20 protein-coding genes are annotated in these 22,149 nt (G+C 48.9%); 8 read left to right on the plus strand and 12 right to left on the minus strand.

Annotated elements, in window-relative coordinates; translation table 11 throughout:
- Positions 1-60 precede the first annotated feature (60 nt).
- Positions 61-1,608 (plus strand): PRD domain-containing protein, encoded by a 1,548-nt coding sequence (locus AC0IXI_RS06875; protein ID WP_424221690.1) that lies wholly within the window; start codon positions 61-63, stop codon positions 1,606-1,608.
- Here the strand turns inward: AC0IXI_RS06875 and nagA are convergent.
- The 5 genes from nagA to mgrA all read right to left on the minus strand — a co-directional run bounded on the left by nagA (position 1,601) and on the right by mgrA (position 7,496).
- A complete protein-coding gene (gene nagA / locus AC0IXI_RS06880) occupies positions 1,601-2,827 on the minus strand; it encodes an N-acetylglucosamine-6-phosphate deacetylase (protein WP_471682151.1) in 1,227 nt (408 codons plus the stop codon). The two genes, AC0IXI_RS06875 and nagA, sit on opposite strands and share 8 nt — an antisense overlap.
- Entirely contained in the window at positions 2,820-4,181 is a 1,362-nt protein-coding gene (locus AC0IXI_RS06885; protein WP_471682152.1) for a class-II fumarase/aspartase family protein, read from the minus strand. The genes nagA and AC0IXI_RS06885 overlap by 8 nt, the downstream gene beginning before the upstream one ends.
- Positions 4,182-4,192: 11 nt before the next feature.
- Positions 4,193-5,758 (minus strand): PTS transporter subunit EIIC, encoded by a 1,566-nt coding sequence (locus AC0IXI_RS06890; protein WP_422568976.1) that lies wholly within the window; start codon positions 5,756-5,758, stop codon positions 4,193-4,195.
- 239 nt (positions 5,759-5,997) lie between these two features.
- Positions 5,998-6,354: a DUF2502 domain-containing protein gene (locus AC0IXI_RS06895; protein ID WP_064512870.1), complete on the minus strand. Its 357-nt coding sequence runs from the start codon at positions 6,352-6,354 to the stop codon at positions 5,998-6,000.
- Positions 6,355-6,506: 152 nt separating this feature from the next.
- Positions 6,507-7,496: an L-glyceraldehyde 3-phosphate reductase gene (gene mgrA / locus AC0IXI_RS06900; protein WP_471682153.1), complete on the minus strand. Its 990-nt coding sequence runs from the start codon at positions 7,494-7,496 to the stop codon at positions 6,507-6,509.
- Positions 7,497-7,678: 182 nt separating this feature from the next.
- Between mgrA and AC0IXI_RS06905 the strand changes: the two genes are divergently transcribed.
- On the plus strand, positions 7,679-9,337 hold the full coding sequence (locus AC0IXI_RS06905) for an alpha-keto acid decarboxylase family protein (protein WP_471682154.1): 1,659 nt from the start codon (positions 7,679-7,681) through the stop codon (positions 9,335-9,337).
- Here AC0IXI_RS06905 and AC0IXI_RS06910 read toward each other — a convergent pair.
- Positions 9,334-10,569, minus strand: coding sequence for an ion channel protein (locus AC0IXI_RS06910; RefSeq protein WP_413498707.1), 1,236 nt, complete (start codon positions 10,567-10,569; stop codon positions 9,334-9,336). The genes AC0IXI_RS06905 and AC0IXI_RS06910 overlap by 4 nt on opposite strands.
- A gap of 222 nt (positions 10,570-10,791) precedes the next feature.
- Between AC0IXI_RS06910 and glk the strand changes: the two genes are divergently transcribed.
- Positions 10,792-11,757 carry a glucokinase gene (gene glk / locus AC0IXI_RS06915; RefSeq protein WP_413498706.1) on the plus strand — a complete coding sequence of 322 codons (966 nt, stop codon included), beginning with the start codon at positions 10,792-10,794 and terminating at the stop codon, positions 11,755-11,757.
- Positions 11,758-11,804: 47 nt separating this feature from the next.
- Here glk and AC0IXI_RS06920 read toward each other — a convergent pair whose 3' ends face one another.
- The 3 genes from AC0IXI_RS06920 to AC0IXI_RS06930 form a co-directional block, all read right to left on the minus strand.
- Complete coding sequence (locus tag AC0IXI_RS06920; RefSeq protein ID WP_134185068.1) at positions 11,805-12,536, minus strand: LytR/AlgR family response regulator transcription factor; 732 nt, start codon at positions 12,534-12,536, stop codon at positions 11,805-11,807.
- A complete protein-coding gene (locus tag AC0IXI_RS06925) occupies positions 12,533-14,239 on the minus strand; it encodes a sensor histidine kinase (RefSeq protein ID WP_134185070.1) in 1,707 nt (568 codons plus the stop codon). The genes AC0IXI_RS06920 and AC0IXI_RS06925 overlap by 4 nt, the downstream gene beginning before the upstream one ends.
- 179 nt (positions 14,240-14,418) lie before the next feature.
- On the minus strand, positions 14,419-15,660 hold the full coding sequence (locus AC0IXI_RS06930; protein WP_413498704.1) for a DUF1479 domain-containing protein: 1,242 nt from the start codon (positions 15,658-15,660) through the stop codon (positions 14,419-14,421).
- A gap of 243 nt (positions 15,661-15,903) precedes the next feature.
- Here AC0IXI_RS06930 and alaC point away from each other — a divergent pair, with 243 nt between their 5' ends.
- Positions 15,904-17,142 (plus strand): alanine transaminase, encoded by a 1,239-nt coding sequence (alaC, locus tag AC0IXI_RS06935; protein WP_134185074.1) that lies wholly within the window; start codon positions 15,904-15,906, stop codon positions 17,140-17,142.
- A 60-nt stretch (positions 17,143-17,202) separates the two neighbouring features.
- Here the strand turns inward: alaC and ypdK are convergent, their stop codons facing one another.
- From ypdK to AC0IXI_RS06950, 3 genes are all read right to left on the minus strand, one after another.
- Positions 17,203-17,277: a membrane protein YpdK gene (gene ypdK, locus AC0IXI_RS06940; RefSeq protein WP_115631778.1), complete on the minus strand. Its 75-nt coding sequence runs from the start codon at positions 17,275-17,277 to the stop codon at positions 17,203-17,205.
- Positions 17,278-17,621: 344 nt separating this feature from the next.
- The gene (locus AC0IXI_RS06945) at positions 17,622-17,819 is read right to left on the minus strand and encodes a putative periplasmic lipoprotein (RefSeq protein WP_134185076.1); all 198 of its coding nucleotides are present in this window, start codon (positions 17,817-17,819) and stop codon (positions 17,622-17,624) included.
- A 148-nt stretch (positions 17,820-17,967) separates the two neighbouring features.
- The gene (locus AC0IXI_RS06950; protein ID WP_471682155.1) at positions 17,968-18,663 is read right to left on the minus strand and encodes a TetR/AcrR family transcriptional regulator; all 696 of its coding nucleotides are present in this window, start codon (positions 18,661-18,663) and stop codon (positions 17,968-17,970) included.
- An 82-nt stretch (positions 18,664-18,745) separates the two neighbouring features.
- On the opposite strand from AC0IXI_RS06950, the gene AC0IXI_RS06955 reads away from it, so the two are divergent.
- The 4 genes from AC0IXI_RS06955 to AC0IXI_RS06970 all read left to right on the plus strand — a co-directional run bounded on the left by AC0IXI_RS06955 (position 18,746) and on the right by AC0IXI_RS06970 (position 22,126).
- Positions 18,746-20,245, plus strand: coding sequence for an MDR family MFS transporter (locus AC0IXI_RS06955; protein ID WP_471682156.1), 1,500 nt, complete (start codon positions 18,746-18,748; stop codon positions 20,243-20,245).
- Positions 20,246-20,291: 46 nt separating this feature from the next.
- On the plus strand, positions 20,292-21,059 hold the full coding sequence (locus tag AC0IXI_RS06960) for a LamB/YcsF family protein (RefSeq protein WP_471682157.1): 768 nt from the start codon (positions 20,292-20,294) through the stop codon (positions 21,057-21,059).
- A 101-nt stretch (positions 21,060-21,160) separates the two neighbouring features.
- Positions 21,161-21,667, plus strand: coding sequence for a hypothetical protein (locus tag AC0IXI_RS06965; protein ID WP_134185080.1), 507 nt, complete (start codon positions 21,161-21,163; stop codon positions 21,665-21,667).
- Positions 21,668-21,679: 12 nt separating this feature from the next.
- Positions 21,680-22,126 (plus strand): DUF421 domain-containing protein, encoded by a 447-nt coding sequence (locus tag AC0IXI_RS06970; protein WP_064512841.1) that lies wholly within the window; start codon positions 21,680-21,682, stop codon positions 22,124-22,126.
- Positions 22,127-22,149: the final 23 nt, after the last annotated feature.

Consider the following 22,149-nt stretch of genomic DNA (forward strand, 5'->3'; position numbering starts at 1 on the left):
CCGGTAAGGGTATATTTATCGGCTGTGTGAATTGTGGCCTGGTATTTATCTGAGAAGACTATGAACAGTTTTGATTTATCTTTCCTTAAATACCTTCAGGAACACAGTCCAGTACTGATTTCGGAAGCCACGGTGCGTTTTGGTAAAACACTTTCTACGCTAAAGCGCACCATGAAAGAGATAAACGAACTACTACCCGACGAATATTATCTCCATCTGGATAACCAGTTTATTACTACCCGAATGGAGTATCGCGCGTATATCGAATTTCTCGAAAAAATCACCTTCAATCGCTATCTCACTAATTCCGAAGAGCGAATCAGTGATTTGTTGGTTGGACTATGTTTGCATGATATTGTCAATAAAAGTGAATACTACAAGAAATTCCATGTCAGCGCCGGCACGATAAAAAATGATAATCCGACATTGGCGAAGTATCTGGACTCCAGAAATTTATCGGTAAATAGCGTTCATCGCCTTGGCACCACTTTATGCGGCGACGAAATACAGCTGCGCATAGCAGTGTGTATGACGATTTTGAAAACCGTTGAAATCGGCGAAGATAATATTCTGGTCATTCATAAAGCTAACGAGCCTGTCAACCGAGCCATCGCCAGTCAATTTTTGCAAACCTGCGGGCCCGAAATTGAGCGTGCGGCGGCGTACTACAACCAAGAGATCGCCACACGTCTAAGCCTGGGATACAACGGGAAAAAGTACTTCCTGGTTTACATGAGCATTGCATTACACCGCATAGGGCGCAGGCATATCCTTCAGAATGTGTCATCGCTGGCGTTTATTACCGCTATGAATTTCAGTTTGCTTGACGATGAGCAAGAGAATCGCTTCCTCGATTTACTTGTTTCATCGCTGACATTTACCTGGCGCCCGTTCACTATTTACGACAGCCAATTAGTGGCATTAGTGCGGGATTTTTTCCACAATATAGCCCCAGCACTGCAGGCAACGATTCATAACCAGTCGTCTTTTTTTGCTGAAATTTATCAGTTTATTTATACTTCTATTGTGCAGAATAAATTCCATCTCTGGTTTGACGATAAAAAATTGCACGAGGTACAGGAACATTATCCTGCGCTTTATCAGGCTGCCTGTGATGCAATAAAAAATATTGAGCAAGGCTATCAGGTGTCGTTTTCATCAACACATATCGCGACATTAATTCTGATTTTGAAAAAATATGAGCTACAAAATCGCCTGCAAGATGAACAGAAAAAACGCATCGTTATTGTCACTAACTCATCAGAAAGCAAAGTAGGCTACTTTAAAGAAGTGATTAAAGCTTGGTTCCACGTTGAAATTATAGCCTGCATCAATATCAACGAATTGCATCAGTTAAGCGGTATGCCATTTGATCTGTTACTGACTTTCACCAATAAAATATCCAGCTATCTTAGATATTACCAACTCGATTATATTAAGGTGAATTTCCATTTAAGCCCGGAAGATATTTCGTTACTGCGTAAGCACGGTTTATCCAGAGCCAAAAAGAAAATAGCCGTTGAACATTTTATGCAGAAATGTGACGGGGTGACGGGTAGTGATTTACGCCGTTTACTTGAAACACACTACCCGGAAATTTTTATCTGAGTCCATTTACCTCAACGGGGCAGTGGCTGTTTAACCCCCGGCACCAGACATCCTGCAAGATTAAATCGTCGTTAAGTACCAGAATATCTGCATCTTTTCCTGCGGTTAAACTGCCTTTTCGTTTTTCGGCTCCGGCAAGCACAGCCGGGTTGTGGCAAGCAATGCGTGCAACCGACACCAGCCCGTTCTCTAATCGGTCAACAATATTTTTCACTGAATCCAGAAAACTCATCTCCAGCCCTGAAATGGCCGGCCAGTCGTCAGGTGAAATATGTTGGCAGGTGCCATTTTGCGCCGTGATATTGAGTTGCCCATTATGGATACGGAAAGTTTCCTGGCGCAGATAATGATGGAATTCGTATCCTTCAGGGAAATCAGCATATCCCATGCAGTCGCTCATCAGCACTAAACGCCGATCGCCTTTAAGACGGTAGAGAATATCGAAGGCCTGAGGCTTAATCGTGATGCCACTCTGTTTGGCGACTTCCGCGTATACATCCGGGTAGTACATTAGTGCACCAACGACACCTAGCTCGCGGTGATGAAATCCGCGCATGGCGCTAAAAGCATGAGTGAAATGCGAAAGCCCGGCTTCAATCGCGGCGGTGATTTGATCGAAGGTTGCGTCGGTATGTCCGGCCGAAGCGGTAATACCTTTAGCATGAAGGTGGCGAATCATCTCCAGAGCACCTTCGAGCTCAGGGGCCAGCGTCACCAGCCGAATATTCCCTCCGGCCAGTTGATTAAAATGTTCGAATCCTGAAACAGAAGGGGCTTGTAAGCAGTCCGCGCGCTGCATCCCTAAGTGTTTGGGGCTGATCCACGGCCCTTCCATATGAACCCCAAGCACCTCAGCACCCGCTTGCGGAGTGACCTCCGAGATATATTCAGCGGCATTTTTTACCGAATACTCCAGAAAATCATGTGGCATGGTCCCGGACGTCGCAAGCCAGGATGTCACGCCGCTGCTTACCAGGTCGCGGCTCATATGCACAAGCGAGTTTTTATCACCTTTGTAAGCAAAGGAGCCGCGCCCCCAGCCGTGAACATGAATATCCACAAATCCGGGCATTAACCAATGATCGCCGTAATCAAGCGCTTCTCCTTGGTAATTGTGGGTAACAGCTTCAATTTTGCCGTTGGTAAAAATAACGTACCCATCAACACACCCATCAGGGGTGATGATACGCGTTGATTTCAGAGCAACAGTTTCAGTCATGTGCCAGCCTTTTTCCGTTGAGAACGCATTGCGCAAGCTCTTGAGCAAGCACGGCACATAAGCCGGTGTAGGCTTGCGGATCGAGCATTTCACTAATTTCATCCGCGGTGAAATTATCGCGGATCACCGGGTCTGCTTGCAGAACTTGCGCATACTCCAGGCCTTCGTGGGTGCTGCGCATCGCCAGGGTATAAACCAGCTCATGCGCCGGATCTTTTCCTAAGCGATCCACCAGGTTCATCATGATTTTTTCGCTATTGATCAGCCCCCCGGTGAGCATTACATTCTGCTGCATACGGGATTTATCGATCACGATAGTACGCGTCAGTTCTTCCGCTCTGAGCACAATTTCGGCCATCAGCTCCATGCTTTCCTGCAAATTCGCATCAAAGATAAAGTAGGCGGAGCTATCGGCTTCAAATGGGCGAGGGCAGACATACAGAGTTGAAGTCATGACGGCATACAGTCGCTGCGCGTTGGCAATAATCCCTTTTGCCAGTTTTGGGTTAACTTTTTGCGGCATGGTGCTGCTGCCCACCGTCCCCTTGGTAAACGCTTCTGACACTTCGCCAAACTCTTCGCTGGAAGTCTGATAAACCTCCTCAGCAATTTTGTGGAACGTGGTTGCCAGCAGGCATAAATTGCTTATGTATTCGGCGCGATAAACCCTGGCGTTACGCGAAGGAACGCGCATTGAATGCATTCCTAATGTTTCTGCCACCAGGTCCTGTACCTGACGACCCGGCTCGCCAGTGGCATGAAATGCACCGACAGCGCCACCCATCATTACCGTGAATACACGCTTTTCGGCTTCCTGCATGCGTTCGACTGCACCCAGTAACTCATAAATCCACACCGAAACTTTATAGCCATAGGTAATGGGCAGGGCGTGTTTACCGTGGGTACGTCCGGGCATTAGCGTTGCCTTGTGTTCGAGCGCCAACCGGGCGAGATTGACCAGCGTGCTGTCGACGAACGCCATCAGTTTCTGGTGGAACTGCCGCGCCAGATACAAATGAGCCGTTTGCTGAATATTTTGCGTCGTGACGCCGTAGTGCACATATTTGCCACTCTCTTTGTCACAGGCTTTGACCAGCACTTTAATTACCGGTACAAACCCGTGGCCAATCTCACGCAGAAGGCGCTCTATTTCAGCTAAGTCAATACGCTCAAGCTTGCAGTTGTTGGCAATATCCTGCGCGGCGTCAGCGGGTATCATCCCCACTTTTGCCTGGGCGAGCGCCAGAGCGGCTTCCACGTCGAGCCAGGATTGCACACGGGCTTCATGAGTGAATAACGCTTTCATTCCTTTATCGTCGATGGTTTTACTTTTTGAATCATAAAGTGCGCGCATGATTATTCCTCTTAATGTGATTTGTGGCCTGCCAAAACATCATCAACCGCATTACGAACGAACTCGACGTGCGGGCCAAAGACCACGTGAATATGGTTGCTCGAGGGAATAAAAGTCCCCAACGAACCAGATTCTTTAAGTAATGCCATATCCAGTTTCTTCTGATCGCTAAGGTCGATGCGCAGACGAGAAACACAGTTTTCCACACGTTTGATATTGGCTTTACCTCCCAACCCTTCGATAACCAGCGCGGCAACTTTGTCATACTCTTTATTGTTGAGCAGAGTGCTGTCAGCCATCTCACTTTCACGGCCTGGCGTTTTAATATCAAACTTACCAATCGCCCAGCGGAAGACGAGATAGAAGACCACAAAGTTCACCAGTCCCAGCAGCACCAGACTGACCCAATGGGTGTTCTCATACATCAAACCAAAAATACCGAAGTCGAAAATTGTGCCGCGGATATAACCGACGGAAACGTCCAGCCACTGCAAAGGAATGGTCAACAGCCCACACAGTACTGAATAAACAACAAACAATTTTGGCGCAATAAACAGGAAGGAAAACTCCAGCGGTTCGGTGATATTTCCCAGCATCGCGGTTAATACCACGGTAAGAATCATCCCTTTAGCAAATTTTTTATTCTTAAAATATGCCATGTGATACATCGCCAGACCAATGGCTGGCACGCGGAATAATGTCGTCAGCATTTGTGATGAGGCGGTATAACTGGTTAATGTTGGCATGTACTCTTTCCATGCCGGGTGATTCGGCCCTAATTCAAACAGGATTTTATTCATCGCCGGTAAAATACCGACGTAAGTTTGTCCATCAATTAAATAAGTACCACCCGCTTCAGTAAAACGAACGGTGGAGCTCAGTACATGATGTAAACCGAACGGAATCAGTAAACGGTTTAGCGTCATATAAATACCAGCGCCGATATTGGGAGCCATCATGATGGTGGAAATACTTCTCATCCCGGCGGTGAAAACATCCCAGATAAACGGTACTAACAGGCCAACGGGAATGGTAAAAGCGATACAGAGAATGGCAACAGACTTCTTGCCGCTAAAGAACGCAAAGGCCAGTGGAAGTTGGAGTCTGTAGTATTTATCAGTCACTTTCGCCGCCAGCAAACCAGCAATAATTCCCCCCAGCGCCTCAATCTTAAGGGTCTGTATTCCCAGCACCATTCCCTGGCCCACTAAAGAGAGATCGCCACTTGCCAGTTGATCCATCAATTTCAAATGGACGTGCATGGAAATTAGTAGCGTTAAATAGGCGACGATGGATGAGAAAACGGCAATCCCTTTCTCTTTTTTTGACATGCCATAAGCGACACCCATGGCAAATAATAATGGGATATTCTGGAATACCACGCTGCTGATTAATCCCAGAGAAGAGAGAATAGCTTTGAAATAAGCATTACCTAAAATAGGTAGCTTATCAATCATATAACTTTGACCCAGTGCACTACTGATCCCCATCACCATGCCGACAGGCGCCAGCACCGCAATGGGTAATAATAACGAGCGCCCGAATGTCTGTATTTCATTCTTAAAGTTAGCGTTCATGACAATATCCCTGAGGTGTGTTTGCCATGCTATAAGACACGTTATCTCAGAGTTCTGGCAAGGCCAAATAATGGCACATTTGAAGCGCAGGATTTGCCCGTAAAAATATTGACCCAATTCACATTTCTAAGCAGAGAAAGGCAAAATGACAAAGCTCGCAGGCATGAGGAGGGGAATAACGACGGTAAATTGAAAACAAAAAAATGGGAGCCTTAGCTCCCATTTTTAAATCATTAGCCTCAATGGCGATGGCCACCACCGTGCCCACGTCCATGATCGCCACGGCCTCGGCCACGATGATCGTCACGATCGTTCCAGCCCGCGCGATAGCCTTTCTCAAAGCTGTTACGGCCGCGGTCTTTATACCAGCCACGATGGTAGCCGTTATCATGGCGATGCCAGCCACGGTCACGCCATTCATAATTACGATGCCAGTAATCACGGTCGCGCCAGCCGCCGCCATCCCAGTAATTACCGCGATAATCCTGATCGCCAATTTGAAGCTTAACTGACGGCAGCAGGGTGATTTCGCCCGCATTCGCCATCATTGGTGCAGATGCCAGTAATGCTATCGCAAGAATCAGTGACCTGAACATACTCTCTCCCCTTACACGGTAACCGCCAGAGCGGCTTGTTAGCGGTATAGTAAGTTGTGGTAACTAAGTGTTTCATCACCACAACTCCTAATTCGCTGAGGAGAGCACTTTTTGCTAATTTAGTTCGTAATTAAATCAGATAGTGATAACGGTTACACTAAGATGGCTTCAATTTCAGCCAGTTCTTCTGCCGTAAAGTGACGATTGGCTAACATGCCGACTGCGTCATCAATCTGGCTGGTTTTACTGGCGCCAATCAGCACTGATGTAACTTTGTCACCACGCAGCACCCATGCGAGCGCCATTTGGGAAAGTTTCTGCCCGCGACGTTGCGCGATATCATTCAATTTACGAACTTTCTCCAGTTTTTCATCTGTGAGCTGGTCAGCATTAAGGAACTTGCTGCCGCTTGCGGCACGGGAATCAGCAGGAATACCATCAAGATAGCGATCGGTCAGTTGGCCGCCAGCCAGGGGAGAAAAGGCAATGCTACCCACGCCTTTTTCTTGCAGAACGTCCAGTAAACCGCCTTCAACCCAACGCTCAAACATCGAGTAACGTGGCTGGTGGATAAGGCATGGAGTACCGAGGTCGTTCAAAATATCAATGGCTTGAGCGGCGAGTTCGGCTGGGTAATTTGAGATGCCAACGTACAGTGCTTTACCTTGACGCACCACGGTATCCAGTGCGCGCATGGTTTCTTCAAGTGGTGTTTCTGGATCCGGGCGATGGTGGTAGAAGATGTCAACATACTCCAGCCCCATACGCTTCAGGCTTTGATCAAGGCTTGAAATTAGATACTTACGCGAGCCCCAATCTCCATACGGCCCATCCCACATGGTGTAGCCCGCTTTGGAGGAAATAATCAGTTCATCACGATATGGAAGGAAATCTTCACGCAGGATACGGCCAAAGTTTTCTTCAGCAGAACCCGGAGGCGGCCCATAGTTATTGGCCAGATCCAGATGGGTAATCCCGGAATCAAATGCGCGGTGCAACAACTGGCGGCTGTTGTCCAGTAGCGTGCTGTCGCCAAAATTGTGCCATAAACCTAGAGAAATGGCGGGTAGTTTGAGTCCGCTGCGCCCACAACGACGATATTCCATTGATTCATAACGCGCAGGATTTGCCTGATAGACCATATTAGTTTCCCGGTAAGTGAATAATGCCCAACTTAGTGTATACGTTTTCACAACATTACGGGCTTCAGACTACACCGCAGTTACGTGTAAATCCCTCTTTCCACACTCTTATTCTCATTGATCCTCGACAGCGATCACATATGCCCAATACTCACAGTAAGCCCTCTGAGAAGGAATGAGTTATGTCTTACACTGTCGCAGACTATCTTCTGGACCGATTCACCGAAGCTGGAATTACCTATCTGTTTGGTGTTCCCGGTGACTACAACTTACAGTTTCTGGACAATGTGATTAATAACCCGACCCTTGCCTGGGTGGGGTGTGCCAACGAACTAAATGCTGCATATGCTGCTGATGGTTATGCTCGCTGTAATGGCGCGGCTGCTGTGCTCACTACCTTTGGGGTAGGAGAGCTAAGTGCTATTAATGGCATCGCTGGAAGTTACGCTGAATATTTACCGGTTATCCATGTCGTCGGCGCGCCATGCCTTGGGGCGCAACAGCGCGGTGAGTTAATGCACCACACATTAGGCGACGGTGATTTCCGGCACTTTGCGCGTATGTCGCAGGAAGTGACAGTGGCCCAGGCTTCCCTCACTGTAGAAAATGCGTGCTATGAAATCGACCGCGTTTTGCAGCAAGCTTTGACCCAACGCCGTCCAGGTTATTTGTTATTACCTGGCGATGTCTCTCAGGCCCCCGCTACTCGCCCAACAAAACCGTTACTTGCCTCACAACACTCTACCGATCCCGCGTTACTGACGGAATTCCGTGTCTGTGTACAAGAACGCCTGGCTGAAAGCCGCAGTGTGGCCTTATTAGCGGATTTTCTGGCGCTACGTTTTGGACAGCAAAAAGCGTTGCAACAGTGGATGGATGACACTCCGATGCCTCACGCAACGTTGCTAATGGGCAAAGGGTTATTTGATGAAGGTCAGCAGGGGTTTGTAGGCACTTACAGCGCCGCTGCCAGCGATACAACGGTGATTCAGGCGATTGAAACGGCCGAGCTGGTTATCTGTGTGGGCGTTAAGTTTACCGATACGCTTACCGCTGGGTTCACTCAGCATCTTACCCTTCAGCAGACTATCGACATTCAACCAAATGCCACCCGAATCGGTGAACGCTGGTTCAGCGGCATTGCGATGGCACAAGCCGTGTCGGTCTTGCATCAATTGTGCAAACACCAGGTTTCCGGTTGGCCCGGGTCAGAGCAAAAGCCGCCAGCACTGCCCGAAGCGACTAGCGGAAAACTAGACCAGCATGCGTTCTGGCAATCAATTCAAAAATTCCTGCGGGCGGGAGATATCATTCTTGCAGACCAGGGAACCGCCGCTTTTGGCGCGGCGACGCTGACCTTACCCGCCGGGGTGACTTTTATCAGCCAGCCGTTGTGGGGTTCGATAGGCTTTACCCTCCCGGCCGCGTTTGGGGCGCAAACCGCCTGCCCCAATCGTCGCGTAGTATTGCTGGTGGGGGATGGGTCGGCGCAGCTTACGATTCAGGAGATTGGCTCGATGATGCGCGATGGACAACGCCCGGTGATCTTCTTGCTCAATAACGACGGTTACACCGTTGAGCGTGCAATTCATGGTGCAGAGCAGCGTTATAACGACATAGCGTCCTGGAACTGGACGCAAATTCCGCAGGCGATGAATATTCACAACCCTGCGCAATGTTGGCGAGTGACTGAGCAAGTGCAGCTTGAAGAAGTGATGGAGAAGGTGGCGTTGGCAGAACGACTTACGCTTGTGGAGGTCGTTCTGCCGAAACAAGATATTCCCGAACTATTGCAGGCCGTTACGGCAGCGCTTGCTAAGCGCAATGCCGCTAAGGATTAAACCTTAGGCTTCTCCGCCATCATTACCGGTTTACCTGCAAGCATCAGCCAGGCTGGCAACATCACGATGCACAGCAGTGGGAGTAGTTTGATGTCGGGCACCACAGCCATTGCCATAAACAGGCTGAGCCAACCATCGCGCGTAACGACTAACACCAGGCCAAGGATGGCGCAAGATAGCGTAATGGCAGCCGGAACCGCTTCAACATGCTGGTGGAGCATCATCCCAAGTGCGACCGCAACGAATACCACTGGGAATATGCGTCCGCCACGGAATCCACATGCAGAAGCAATCACCAATGCAGCTAGTTTTACCACCGCAAACATCAGCAATGTTGCTACAGAGTAATGCTGCCCAGCGGCGAGCTGGCGCATTTCATCCAACCCCTTGAATAGCGTGACTTCACCACCAATCAGCCCTAATACGCCTAACAGGAAGCCACCAATCCCAAGAATTAACACCGGGTGTTTGAGCTGGTGCATTAAACGATGCATACGTGGCAGGCACCAGACGGCAACCATACCCAATGCAATAGCGATAGCTGCCACCACGGCACCACTGAAAATATCCACCAGGCGCAGTTCCGTGTATTGCAAAGAAGGCAAAGAGAAATCAGGGTGGAAGAACAAGTCTGTGGTCATTGCTCCGGCTGCTGCTGCCATAAGTGGTGCAAAAAGTCGGTCCCACAAAGGAACATCATTGCTGCCGTTGAGCGTTTGGGAAAATACCAACGCCGCTGCCACCGGCGTGCCGAACAGTGCGCCAATGGTTCCGGCTGCGGCAAGAATCGTCCAGTCGAGCGCCCCGACTTTTGGCAACAAGCGTGCGCCAATAGCCGCCGCCAGCGCGATATTTACCGCCATAATAGGATGTTCAGGCCCGAGGCTTACACCACCCGCAAGCCCTAGCAATAGCGCAATAATCAAACCCGGCAACGCCATTACGCTAACTGGCGCACCAATCAACGGTTCAGTGGCAGGGTCAGGGCCTGCATGTCCTGGCATATAGCGAATCACCAACCCAACTGCAATCCCGGTGAAGGTCAGCATCAATAAAATCCACATCGGTGAATTCATATCGAGATCGAATCGGGCGGGAAGTGACACCCATAAATATTTTTGTAAGACAGCGGCAACTTTCATCACCACAATTAATACCAGGCTGGAACAGATCCCAATGACCAGTGCCGGAATGGAAAGCACCAGCATGGTTCTGGCTCGCGGATGGAGCATGATTTTTCCTTAACTAAAATTTTTTTAACGCAAAATCGCCACAACATACAGTCTGCCAGATAACACATCTTGCCTTTCAGCAATACGGGCTGAAACGCTCAAGCTAATCTGTGACGAAGATCTATAATCCCAAGGCACTTCTCATCTGGTCGTTGTTGTTTAGGCTAGCTAATTTTACAGTGTTGTCAGGACTTATTTTGACTTTAGCGGAGCAGTGGAAGAATGACAAAATATGCTTTGGTAGGAGATGTAGGCGGTACCAATGCACGTCTGGCACTGTGCAATGTAGAAAATGGCGACATCACTCAGGCAAAAACCTATTCGGGCCTCGATTTTCCAAGCCTGGAAGCGGTTGTGGTGCATTATCTCAAAGAGCACAGTGTTAATGTGACTGACGGTTGTATCGCAATTGCTTGCCCGATTACCGGCGATTGGGTGGCGATGACCAACCATACCTGGGCATTTTCTACCGCTGAGATGAAAAAAAATCTTGGCTTTGAACATTTGGAAATCATTAACGACTTCACCGCTGTCTCGATGGCTATTCCGATGATCAAAGATGAGCATCTGATTAAGTTTGGCGGCGGTGAGCCAATCGAAGGCAAACCTGTTGCGGTATATGGTGCAGGTACCGGGCTTGGTGTGGCGCATCTTGTTCACGTTGATAAACGCTGGGTTAGCCTACCGGGTGAGGGCGGTCATGTTGATTTTGCGCCAAACAGTGAAGAAGAGGGGATTATCCTCGAAGAACTGCGCACTGAAATCGGCCATGTTTCTGCTGAACGAGTGCTCTCGGGACCAGGCTTGGTGAATCTGTACCGCGCTATTGTTAAATCCGATGGTCGCGAACCGCAGGGTTATAAACCGAAAGATATTACTGAACGAGCGCTCGAAGATAGCTGCACCGACTGCCGTCGCGCGCTGTCTTTGTTCTGTGTGATCATGGGGCGTTTTGGTGGCAACCTGGCTCTGACGTTGGGAACGTTTGGTGGTGTTTACATAGCAGGTGGGATCGTGCCGCGTTTCCTGGAATTCTTTAAAGCATCCGGTTTCCGTGGTGGTTTTGAGGACAAAGGACGTTTTAAAGAGTACGTGCAAAAAATCCCGGTGTACCTGATTGTTCACGATCAACCGGGGCTGCTCGGTGCTGGCGCTCATTTGCGTCAGACGTTGGGTCAGGTTCTGTAGCAGTTTTCGTAGGTCGGATTAGCGCAAGCGACATCCGACATTATGGTCTACAAGCGCATCAACGCACGAAATTCTTTTACCTTGCTGCGACTCACCGGCACCTGAAAATCCAAATCCCGTAGGCGCAAAATATAAGTATTGTTAAACCACGGCTCTATCTCGCGGATTTTGCTTAAGTTAACGCAATATGAACGGTGGCAGCGGAAGAAGTGGCTTTCGGGCAACCTGTGGCAAAACTCGCTGATATTCATCGACATCACATAGGCTTCACGTCGCGTATAAACAAACGTCATTTTCTCGTGCGCTTCGGCGTAATAAATATCGTTGATGTCGGTGACGATAATTCGCTCATCTTTCACCAGGTTAATGGTTAGCGCTTCACGGCTTGGGCTGTTGGCAGAGGCAGGGGCATTCTGTTGCTGGTAAGCAGCTTCCAGTTTTTGCAACATGCCGATAATGCGCGATTCCTGGTATGGCTTCAGAATGTAGTCGAACGCTTCGAGTTCAAAGGCCTCCACTGCGTGCTCTTTCCACGCGGTGATAAACACGATAAACGGCTTATGGGCAAATTTACTGATGTTTTGCGCCAATAACACGCCATCTAAAGAAGGGATGTTTATATCTAAAAAAATAGCGTCAACTTCGTGATGTTGCAGGTATTTCAGTACATCCATACCATCGTCAAAGATACCAGCCACTTCCATCTGGCTATGTTCTTTTATCAACCAGTTAAGCTCCTGCTGCGCCAGCACTTCATCTTCTACGATGAGAACTTTCATGCATTTCCTCCTTGCTGCGACAATAACGGCGGAACGACAGTAGCGGCGTGAGGAATGTAAAACGCAATTTCCGTCCCCGGATCAAGGCGGCGGATAACCAACCCCTCTCCATAGAGTAATTTTACGCGATGATGCACATTTAACAGACCAATTTTATTGCCTGGCATCTCGTTGGCCTCTACGCGTTCAATAACTTGCGGATCGATACCATGCCCGGTGTCGCGCACCGCAATACGCACACGATTCCCGCTCTCTTCCACGCTGATGGTGACGACACCTTTGCCTTTGCATTGCTGCACGCCATGCACGATCGCGTTCTCAACCAGCGGCTGAATCAGCAGGCTTGGAATCAGGCAGTTAACCTCTTCGTCTATGTTATAAATCACCGTCAACTTGTCGCCAAAACGCGCCTGCTCAATAGCGATATAGTCTTTAATTTGATACAGCTCTTTTTTAATGTCGATCTGCTCATCGTCTTTTAATTCAATGTTGTAACGCAGGTAGCGCGACAAGTTATAGATAAGCTGGCGCGCTGTATCTGGATTCATACGAATAGAGGATGAAATCGCATTTAGCGCGTTGAACAGGAAATGAGGGTTAATTTTGCTTTGTAGAGCGCGTAACTCAGCTTTATTTGCCATTTCGCGTAACTGCTCGGCGCGAGAAACTTCCAGTTGAGTGGAGATAATCTGCGAAAGCCCGACCGCCATTTCTTGTAATGTGGAAGTGATCTGGTGCGCGTGGCGGTAATAGATTTTAAGCGTGCCGGTGACGACACCTTTTTCCCATAACGGAATAATTATCAGCGAGTGAATTTCCGGGGTGCGATAAGCCTCATCATCATTGCGGATAATGATTTTGCCTTCTCGAATCGCGAGTTGCGTTCTTGGGCTGATACCATCGTCGTTCTGTTTATAGTTATTCTCTCCAAACCCGACGTAGGCCAGTACTTTGTCGATATCGGTAATCGCCACCGCGTCGGCATTAATATCTTCGCGAATGATATTGCAGACCTGGCGCAATGACTCGCTGTTAACGTTGCGGAACAGTGGCAGTGTTTTGTTGGCAATATCTAGTGCAAGTTTGGCCTGGCGTGCGGCACTGGCCTCTTTTTCACCCTCAACACTTTGCACCAGCACCACTATCAGGCCAATAGAGACCGTTCCGAGGATCATCGGAATACCAATTTTCGAAACGATATCTATTCCAAGCCCGACAGATGGCGCCCATAGCACCACCAGAATCATGGTCATAGTTTCACACAGCATCCCGGCGATTATGCCGACACTCCAGTGTTTCTCTTTGGGTATTTTACGGTTTATCCACCCAGAAATAATGCCCGCAACGATGCTGGTAATCAGGCAGGGAACAGCAGTTATGCCACCAATATCAATTAGATAACGGTGTGTCCCGGCAATAATACCGGTGATGATACCTACCCAAGGGCCAAATAAGATCCCGCCGGCCATGACGGCAATAATACGCACGTTCACCAGCGAGCCTTCAACGTGTACACCAGACCAGGTGCTGAACAAAGCAAACATGGAGAAAATAGCGGTGACTGCTAATAACTCTTTGGGCGTGTGGGCATTTTTATGCAGAAGCTCGCGGAAAAGGCGGATGCGAATTAGAAAGAACAGGCAAATAAGCATCAACGCCGCCCGGTCAAATACCGCCAGCAGCATGTTAAAAATTTCGTGCACGGGTGACTCGCGTGACAAAGAATGGAAAGGCAATGATAAGGAAATTACCCAGCGGTTACCAGAAAGGTATCTTTTGGTGAAAAGAGAGGGGATGTCGCTTGCGCTAATCCACCCCCCACAACGGTCTTACAGCTTTTTGTCGGTCAGATTAAGCTAGTGACATCCGACAACTGAATCGATTACTTCCCGCCCAATTGCTCCCGCCCTGCGTCAGTTAAATCCGCAGGCGTGGCTCGCCCCGTGAAATCCACTTCGAAATCATCGGCCGCGAAGTCTGGTGGTGATTTTCCTTCAACAAATGCTGGCCACTGGCGCTCGAGATAGGCGGCATTTTTCTCACACCACGGAGCTGCAGCGATATACATCACGTTACTGTCGAATTCTCCAAGGTGTTCATTTTCAACGGCATGGATCACATCGCAGTGCCAGAACACGGTATCACCTGCTTCCATATCTGGAATTGAGGAAATCCCTGTTAATAAAAGGGGATGCCATTGCTCGTTAATGGATAGTGCTCGCCCTGGCTTTGCTTCACATAAGGATTCTTCCGGCACATCGTCTTGAAGTGCGCGCAGTAAGATATAGGCCATTGCGTTTGCGATCGGCAGTAATGTTAGCGTGCCGCCATGTTTGCGTTGTGGGCTAAGTGCCGTCCAACCCTGGAAAGTACGGAACATGGAACACACTGCTGGGGATGGGAACTCACGTACTTCGGTACGGCCTTCCGCAGCAAATGGGTTGTAATTTTGCCAGTCACCGGTAAACACATGGCGGTAAACATGGCGGAAATTCTCATCCAGCCAGCGCTCAACTGAACCGCCATCGACATGTGGCGACAGGCCCAAAGAGTTAGAGCGCGGCGGGCGGCGGCGAGTACGGTCAGCGTAACTCACAACACGATTCGGATCGAAATGTTGCTTACCGTTGCTTTCGGTTTCCCATAAATTATTCAGGAAAACCTGTACCGCTTTCATACGGGCATGCTGGCGAGCTTCAATTTGTGGTTTAGACCAGTAAATACCGTAAATTTGCGGCTTACTGGCAGCAAGATTGCCGAAGTAGTTATCTTCTGCAGCGTTCTTTAGTTTTTCGACAAAGTTATTCCGCTCCAGATAATTTCCCACTTCTTCATTCCAGGCTTGAGCCTGGGATTGTGGGAATACACCTTTTACAGTGCAGCAACCGCGCTGGCGAATCAGGGCTTTTTGTTGCTCACTTACACGATTGTTGACGATATCGTCGGCGTTGATTTGTGGTACCGGATTTTCACCATGGGCCATCTCATCACGGATTGCGTCGATCTGGTGCTGCATATCGCCTTCGAGTTGTTCAAACACAGCTTTGTAGTCCGGCAATTCGTGGCGAAGCTTTTGTTTTATCTCACGGATTGCACGCGGTAAGTCATCAATGTGTAGGGTCATGGCGAAACTCCACGTCTATTAGAAAGAGGTTATATGAATGTTGCGACATGGTTAATGTAGTCGATGGCTATCAAATAAAACAGGGATTGGCTTCAAATGAAGCATCCTCTTTTTGTGCATCATAAAAATATTTCGTTTTTCCTCTCGACAGATGTTTTTTATTCAGGCTATTTTCTAAGCAGGCCACATCGCGTGGCAGCGTCGCTCGGACGGTCCGGGCGCTAACGTTAATCTGAGGAATTTATGGCTGACTCCAGTCCAAAGCGTCGTTTTTCGCGTATCGATCGTCTCCCTCCGTATGTATTCAACATCACCGCTGAGCTGAAAATGGCGGCGCGTCGTCGCGGCGAAGATATCATCGATTTCAGTATGGGCAACCCTGACGGCCCAACCCCACCGCACATCGTTGAGAAACTCTGCACTGTCGCACAGCGTGAAGACACCCACGGTTACTCGACTTCCCGAGGCATACCGCGCTTGCGCCGCGCGATTTCGCGCTGGTACAAAGACCGCTATGACGTCGAAATCGACCCTGAAAGCGAAGCTATTGTCACTATCGGCTCGAAAGAAGGACTGGCACACCTGATGCTGGCAACGCTCGATCATGGCGACATGGTACTGGTGCCAAACCCAAGTTACCCCATTCATATTTACGGTGCGGTCATCGCCGGTGCGCAAGTTCGTTCGGTGCCGCTGGTGGAAGGCGTCGACTTCTTTGCCGAGCTTGAACGAGCTATTCGCGAAAGCTATCCAAAACCGAAAATGATGATCCTCGGCTTCCCGTCGAACCCAACAGCACAGTGTGTTGAACTGGAGTTTTTCGAAAAGGTTGTCGCTTTAGCAAAACGCTACGACGTGCTAGTGGTGCATGACCTGGCCTATGCCGATATCGTCTATGACGGCTGGAAAGCCCCGTCAATAATGGAAGTCCCAGGTGCACGGGATGTGGCCGTTGAATTCTTCACGCTGTCGAAAAGCTACAATATGGCGGGATGGCGCATTGGTTTTATGGTGGGCAATAAAGAGTTAGTCAACGCGCTTGCCAGGATCAAAAGCTACCATGACTACGGCACATTCACGCCGCTACAGGTCGCGGCAATTGCGGCGCTCGAAGGTGATCAGCAGTGTGTACGTGATATCGCCGAGCAGTACAAACGCCGCCGTGATGTCTTAGTTAAGGGCTTGCATGAAGCTGGCTGGATGGTTGAGTGCCCAAAAGCGTCAATGTATGTGTGGGCGAAAATCCCTGAGCAGTACGCGCAGATGGGGTCACTGGAGTTTGCTAAAAAGCTGCTTCAGGATGCGAAAGTGTGCGTTTCGCCAGGTGTTGGGTTTGGTGATTACGGCGACACGCATGTTCGCTTTGCTCTGATTGAAAACCGCGACCGCATTCGCCAGGCAGTACGAGGCATTAAAGCCATGTTCCGTGCGGACGGTTTATTACCAACCACGCAGAAATCTTCTTCAGATTTAGCCGAATAAAAACGAAAACAGGAGCCTTATGGCTCCTGTCTCTCAATGTTTGATAGTTCGATATTCAGGTTATTCAACCATCATCACAAACGTACCCACCCACACTAACAAAATGAACGATAAGCCCATCATGAAATATTTCACGTTACATTGCTCCGCGCGTGTTTCCGCGCAATCGTGCTAAAAATTCAGTATAGAAAGATGAAACCGCAGTTCGGGTGTTTTGGGATTTACTTCACTCGATAAAGCCGTTTCATATTGCATTTTGATAACGATTCATCGATTCGCCGGCGCTAATGTACTCCCCATATCAGGCTAAATACAAGCGTCAACAAACGGCTAAGACATTCATTTTTTAAACTTTACATTTCACATAAATAAGTGGTTATAAAGTCAACTAAATTCAATTGGTTATGTGGGTGGCTGTCTGGCGGGGATGAGATGAAGAACAGGCTCTTTTGAGCCTGTATTAACGATGGTTATCAGACTTATTTTACTGCGTCGTGGGCATTTTCCATTGCCTGTTTCATCGCTGCGTTATTAACAGAGTTTTGTCGGTTCTGCTCTGAAAGATAACAGGTATCTTTACTGATTCCCTGTGCCTGGCAATCTGCCATGCGCTGAGCAGGAGAACTACAACCAGCCAGTGCTGCGGCCATAACCAACATCAACATTACTTTTTTCATTGCTGTTTAACCCAAAATTGAGAAGAAGCCGCCGAAGCGAAACGCCATAATCTGGCGCGAGCATAATCCATCATTTTTAATACGGGTAAACTAAGAAAAAGCCTAATCATTGATATGAGTTATGAATGGTGCCGGAAATATTTGATTTTTAATCCAGGTGCTGATTACCCACCCCAGATTTCAGCAGTGCAGCAATATGGCTTGAAAGCCTTTCAGCACTCAGGCGGGAATCGCCATTACGAATTTCCTGTTGCAAGCGGGCAACCGGCATTAGCGTTAAACCGAACAGCGAAATAAAGAGAAACTCCGGGTCGAGATCTGGGTTTAAGCGGCCTTCATCCTGCCATTTGTGAATCCAGTTCACCGCCGACTGTTTCTCTTTTGTGCCGAAACGGGCATCAATTCGTTGCTTCAATAACCCGGTTTCACTCAATACTTCTCTTATCCAAAGCGGAGCAAACCACGGATAAAGCAACGAGACATCAATGAATTTCTGCGTCAACGCGGTCAGCGCACCCACCGGGTCGTTTGGGTGTAGCTCAAAAGCGCCACCCATTGATGCCCTCGCCGGCATATAACGCTCATCAATTAATACATCCAGCAATTGTTCGCGGGTCTTGAAATAGTAATGCAGCATGGCTGGTGTCACGCCTGCAGCCGCGGCAATGGCGCTCAGAGGGGTTTGTGCAATCCCCTGATTTGAAAATAGCTTCAGCGCGATATCAATCAAGTGCTCACGCTTATCGGTGTTGTTACTGGTGCCTGCTGGGCGGCCAGGGCGGCGACGTTTTTGGCCATTATCAATATTATTTTCGGATTTATCAGGGCCGTTTACAGGTGACATTTTGTGCGCACTCCATTGACCGTATGAAACTATTCCATCTATATTAATTACCCAGTTAATTAATTACAACCCGGCAGATAAAATGACAGTCACCGAAACGCCCCAGACAGAAACGCAACAGCAAACGGCATCGATTCGTTTGCTGTTTTCCGCGCTGATGCTGGTCATGCTGCTTGCGGCACTCGACCAGACCATCGTGTCTACCGCCTTGCCGACGATCGTCAGCGAGTTGGGTGGGCTGGAAAAACTCTCCTGGGTGGTGACGGCTTATTTGCTCTCTTCAACAATTGTGGTGCCGCTATACGGTAAATTTGGCGACTTGCTTGGGCGGAAAATTGTCCTGCAAGTCGCTATTGTACTGTTCTTACTTGGCTCGGCATTGTGCGGCCTGGCGCAGAATATGACGCAACTGATTCTAATGCGTGCGTTGCAGGGGTTGGGCGGCGGTGGCCTGATGGTCGTGACAATGGCGGCAGTGGGTGATGTCATCCCTCCGGCTGAACGAGGGAAATATCAGGGCTTGTTTGGCGGGGTGTTTGGGCTCGCTACGGTCATTGGTCCGCTGATTGGCGGTTTTCTGGTGGAGCATTTTTCCTGGCGGTGGATTTTTTACATCAACTTGCCGTTGGGTATTTTCGCCTTGCTGGTGATTGGAGCGGTGTTAAAACCGCAAACGGCACGTATTCGCCACCAAATTGACTTCCTCGGTGCGGGTTATCTTGCGGCGTCGCTGACCTGTTTGATTCTGTTTACCAGCCAGGGCGGCACGGTAATGGCGTGGTCCGATCCCCAACTGTGGTGCATATTTGCTTTCTTCGTGGTGACGCTTGGTGGCTTTATCTATGAAGAACAGCGGGCTTTTGAGCCGATTATTCCGCTCGGTTTGTTCCGTGACCGTACATTCCTATTAAGTTGCCTGATTGGTTTTATCATCGGCATGTCGCTGTTTGGTTCGATGACCTTCCTGCCGCTTTATTTGCAGGTGGTGAAGTCATCCACGCCGACGGAAGCGGGGATTCAGTTGTTACCGCTGATGGGCGGACTCATGCTGACTTCGATTATTAGCGGGCGCATCATCAGCAAAATTGGGCGTTATCGTATCTTCCCCATTCTTGGCACGTTGGTGACATTCATTGCCATGGCATTGCTCGGTACGCTTAAAATAGATACGTCGATTCATATTCTTTATATGTATATCGCACTGCTGGGATTTGGCCTCGGGATGGTGATGCAGGTGCTGATACTGGCGGTACAAAATAGCGTTGAGCAGAAACTGATTGGGGTTGCGACCTCCAGTACTACGCTGTTCCGCCAGATTGGCGGTTCGATAGGTGTCGCGGCTTTCGGTGCGATTTTTACTAACGTGCTGCAAAACAAACTTATTGAGCTGATCCCACCGGATGTCCAACTGCCACACCAACTGGGTGCGAAAGCGGTACATGAACTTCCGGCAGCGCTGCAGAATGATTATTTGCAGGCATTTGGTTCGGCCTTGCACTCGGTGTACATGATTTCGGCGTGTGTAGTAGTGCTCGCATTTTTGCTCTCATTGCTGATGAAAGATGTCCCGCTACGCAAATAATGTATGCTAATTATCAATAGATAAGTGATTGGGCGAAGAGGCAGCGATGGTCACAGCGATAGATTTAAATAGCGATTTAGGAGAGAGTTTTGGTGCGTGGACGATGGGTGATGACGCCGCGATTCTGAAACTTGTTAGCAGTGCCAACGTTGCCTGCGGCTTCCATGCTGGTTCCCCGGCTGCACTGCTATCAACACTGCGAGAGGCAGCCCAACAAGGCGTGGCAATTGGTGCACACGTCTCCTATCCTGATTTGGTGGGGTTTGGTCGTCGTAATATGGACGTTGCCCGAGATGAATTAATCGCTGATGTGATTTACCAGATTGGCGCACTGCAAGGCCTGGCGAAAGCGGCGGGCACCCAAGTGCGTTATGTAAAACCACATGGTGCGCTCTATAACACTATTGCCCAGGACGAGCGGCAGGCTTTGGCGGTCATCGACGCTATCCTTGTCATTGACCCTCGTTTACCGCTGGTGGGCCTTGCGGGTTCCTGTGTGCTGGATTTGGCACAGAAAAAAGGGCTACGAACTATTGCTGAAGCCTTTGCCGACCGCGCCTATCACGCTAATGGTACGCTGGTTTCTCGCCGTGAGGCTGGCTCCGTACTGCATGATGCGCAGCTCATAGCACAACGTATGCTGCAACTAATTACCCAGGGTGGCGTGACATCCATCGAAGGCCAGTTTACCCCTATCAAAGCCGACTCCATCTGTGTACATGGCGACAGCCCAGGCGCTATCGAAATGGTTCGCCAGATTCGTAACCTGCTGGAAGAGAAGGGCATTGCTATTCGAGCTTTCGCTGCCAGTTAATCAAAGCGCGACGGTGGCGCGCCTTCAATGCGTTGACTAGACTTCAAAAAGTCGCAGTGAGCTTATTCTCGCGGCAGCCCCTTTCCTGCCGGATGAAAATAATGAAAATAACACCCGCCGATAAATCTTCACCCGTTGTCGAAAAACCGTTCTGGCTGAACTTTGACTTTCAGGTGCGGCGCTATGGTTTTGTCCTGCTGTTGCTGATTGTTGTTGCCGCCTTGTGCGGGATATTTTCAAAGGGTTATCTGAGTGATTCTCACCTTTCCAATACCAATGGGACGCTTTCTCTTCATTATGAAAAATTCAATCGGCTGATGAGTGATGCTGACATGAAAATTGTTTCAGTCTCATCCCCTGGTGATGGCAACCGTATTATTTTTGGCGGTGATTTTATGGAGAGTTTTCGCGTTGATTCTCTGCAACCGCAGCCGGATAAAATGTACAGCCTTAATGGAGAAATGATCATTGAATATGACAAACCTACAGCAGGTGCGCAGCAAACACTGTGGCTAAGTCTTACCCCGATGAAAGCAGGCCTGATTAAAAGCACGATAGCGGTTGATGGCGGACCGGATATTACGTTCCGGCAAATTATCTATCCCTGAGGTAGCCAGACAATGGATATGGTATTAAGGGCTCTTGCCATTTACTTGATATTGATGGTGGTTTTTAAGATTGCGGGCCGGCGTGCCTTGCTGCAAATGACCTCATTTGACCTGATATTACTGCTGATTATTAGTGAGGCCACCCAACAGGCACTGTTGGGAAATGATTTTTCAGTGACCGGCGCGATGATTACGATCGTCACTTTAATTGTGGTGGATATTCTTTTTGGCATGATTAAAAAATATCTGCCGGGAGCGGATGATCTACTTGATGGAACGCCGGTTATTCTGGTGGAAAATGGCTACCTTTTTCAGGACAAAATGAAAAAAGCCGATATTTCCTGCGACGATATTTTGTTAATGGCGAGAGTTGACCACGGCATTACCCGGCTTGATGAAATTAAGTTTGCGATCCTCGAAACCAACGGTCATATTTCCATCGTCCCAGAATCCAAATAAAGTGCCAGAACGGAGAAAGGCAT

Source organism: Buttiauxella sp. AC038 (assembly GCF_979253565.1).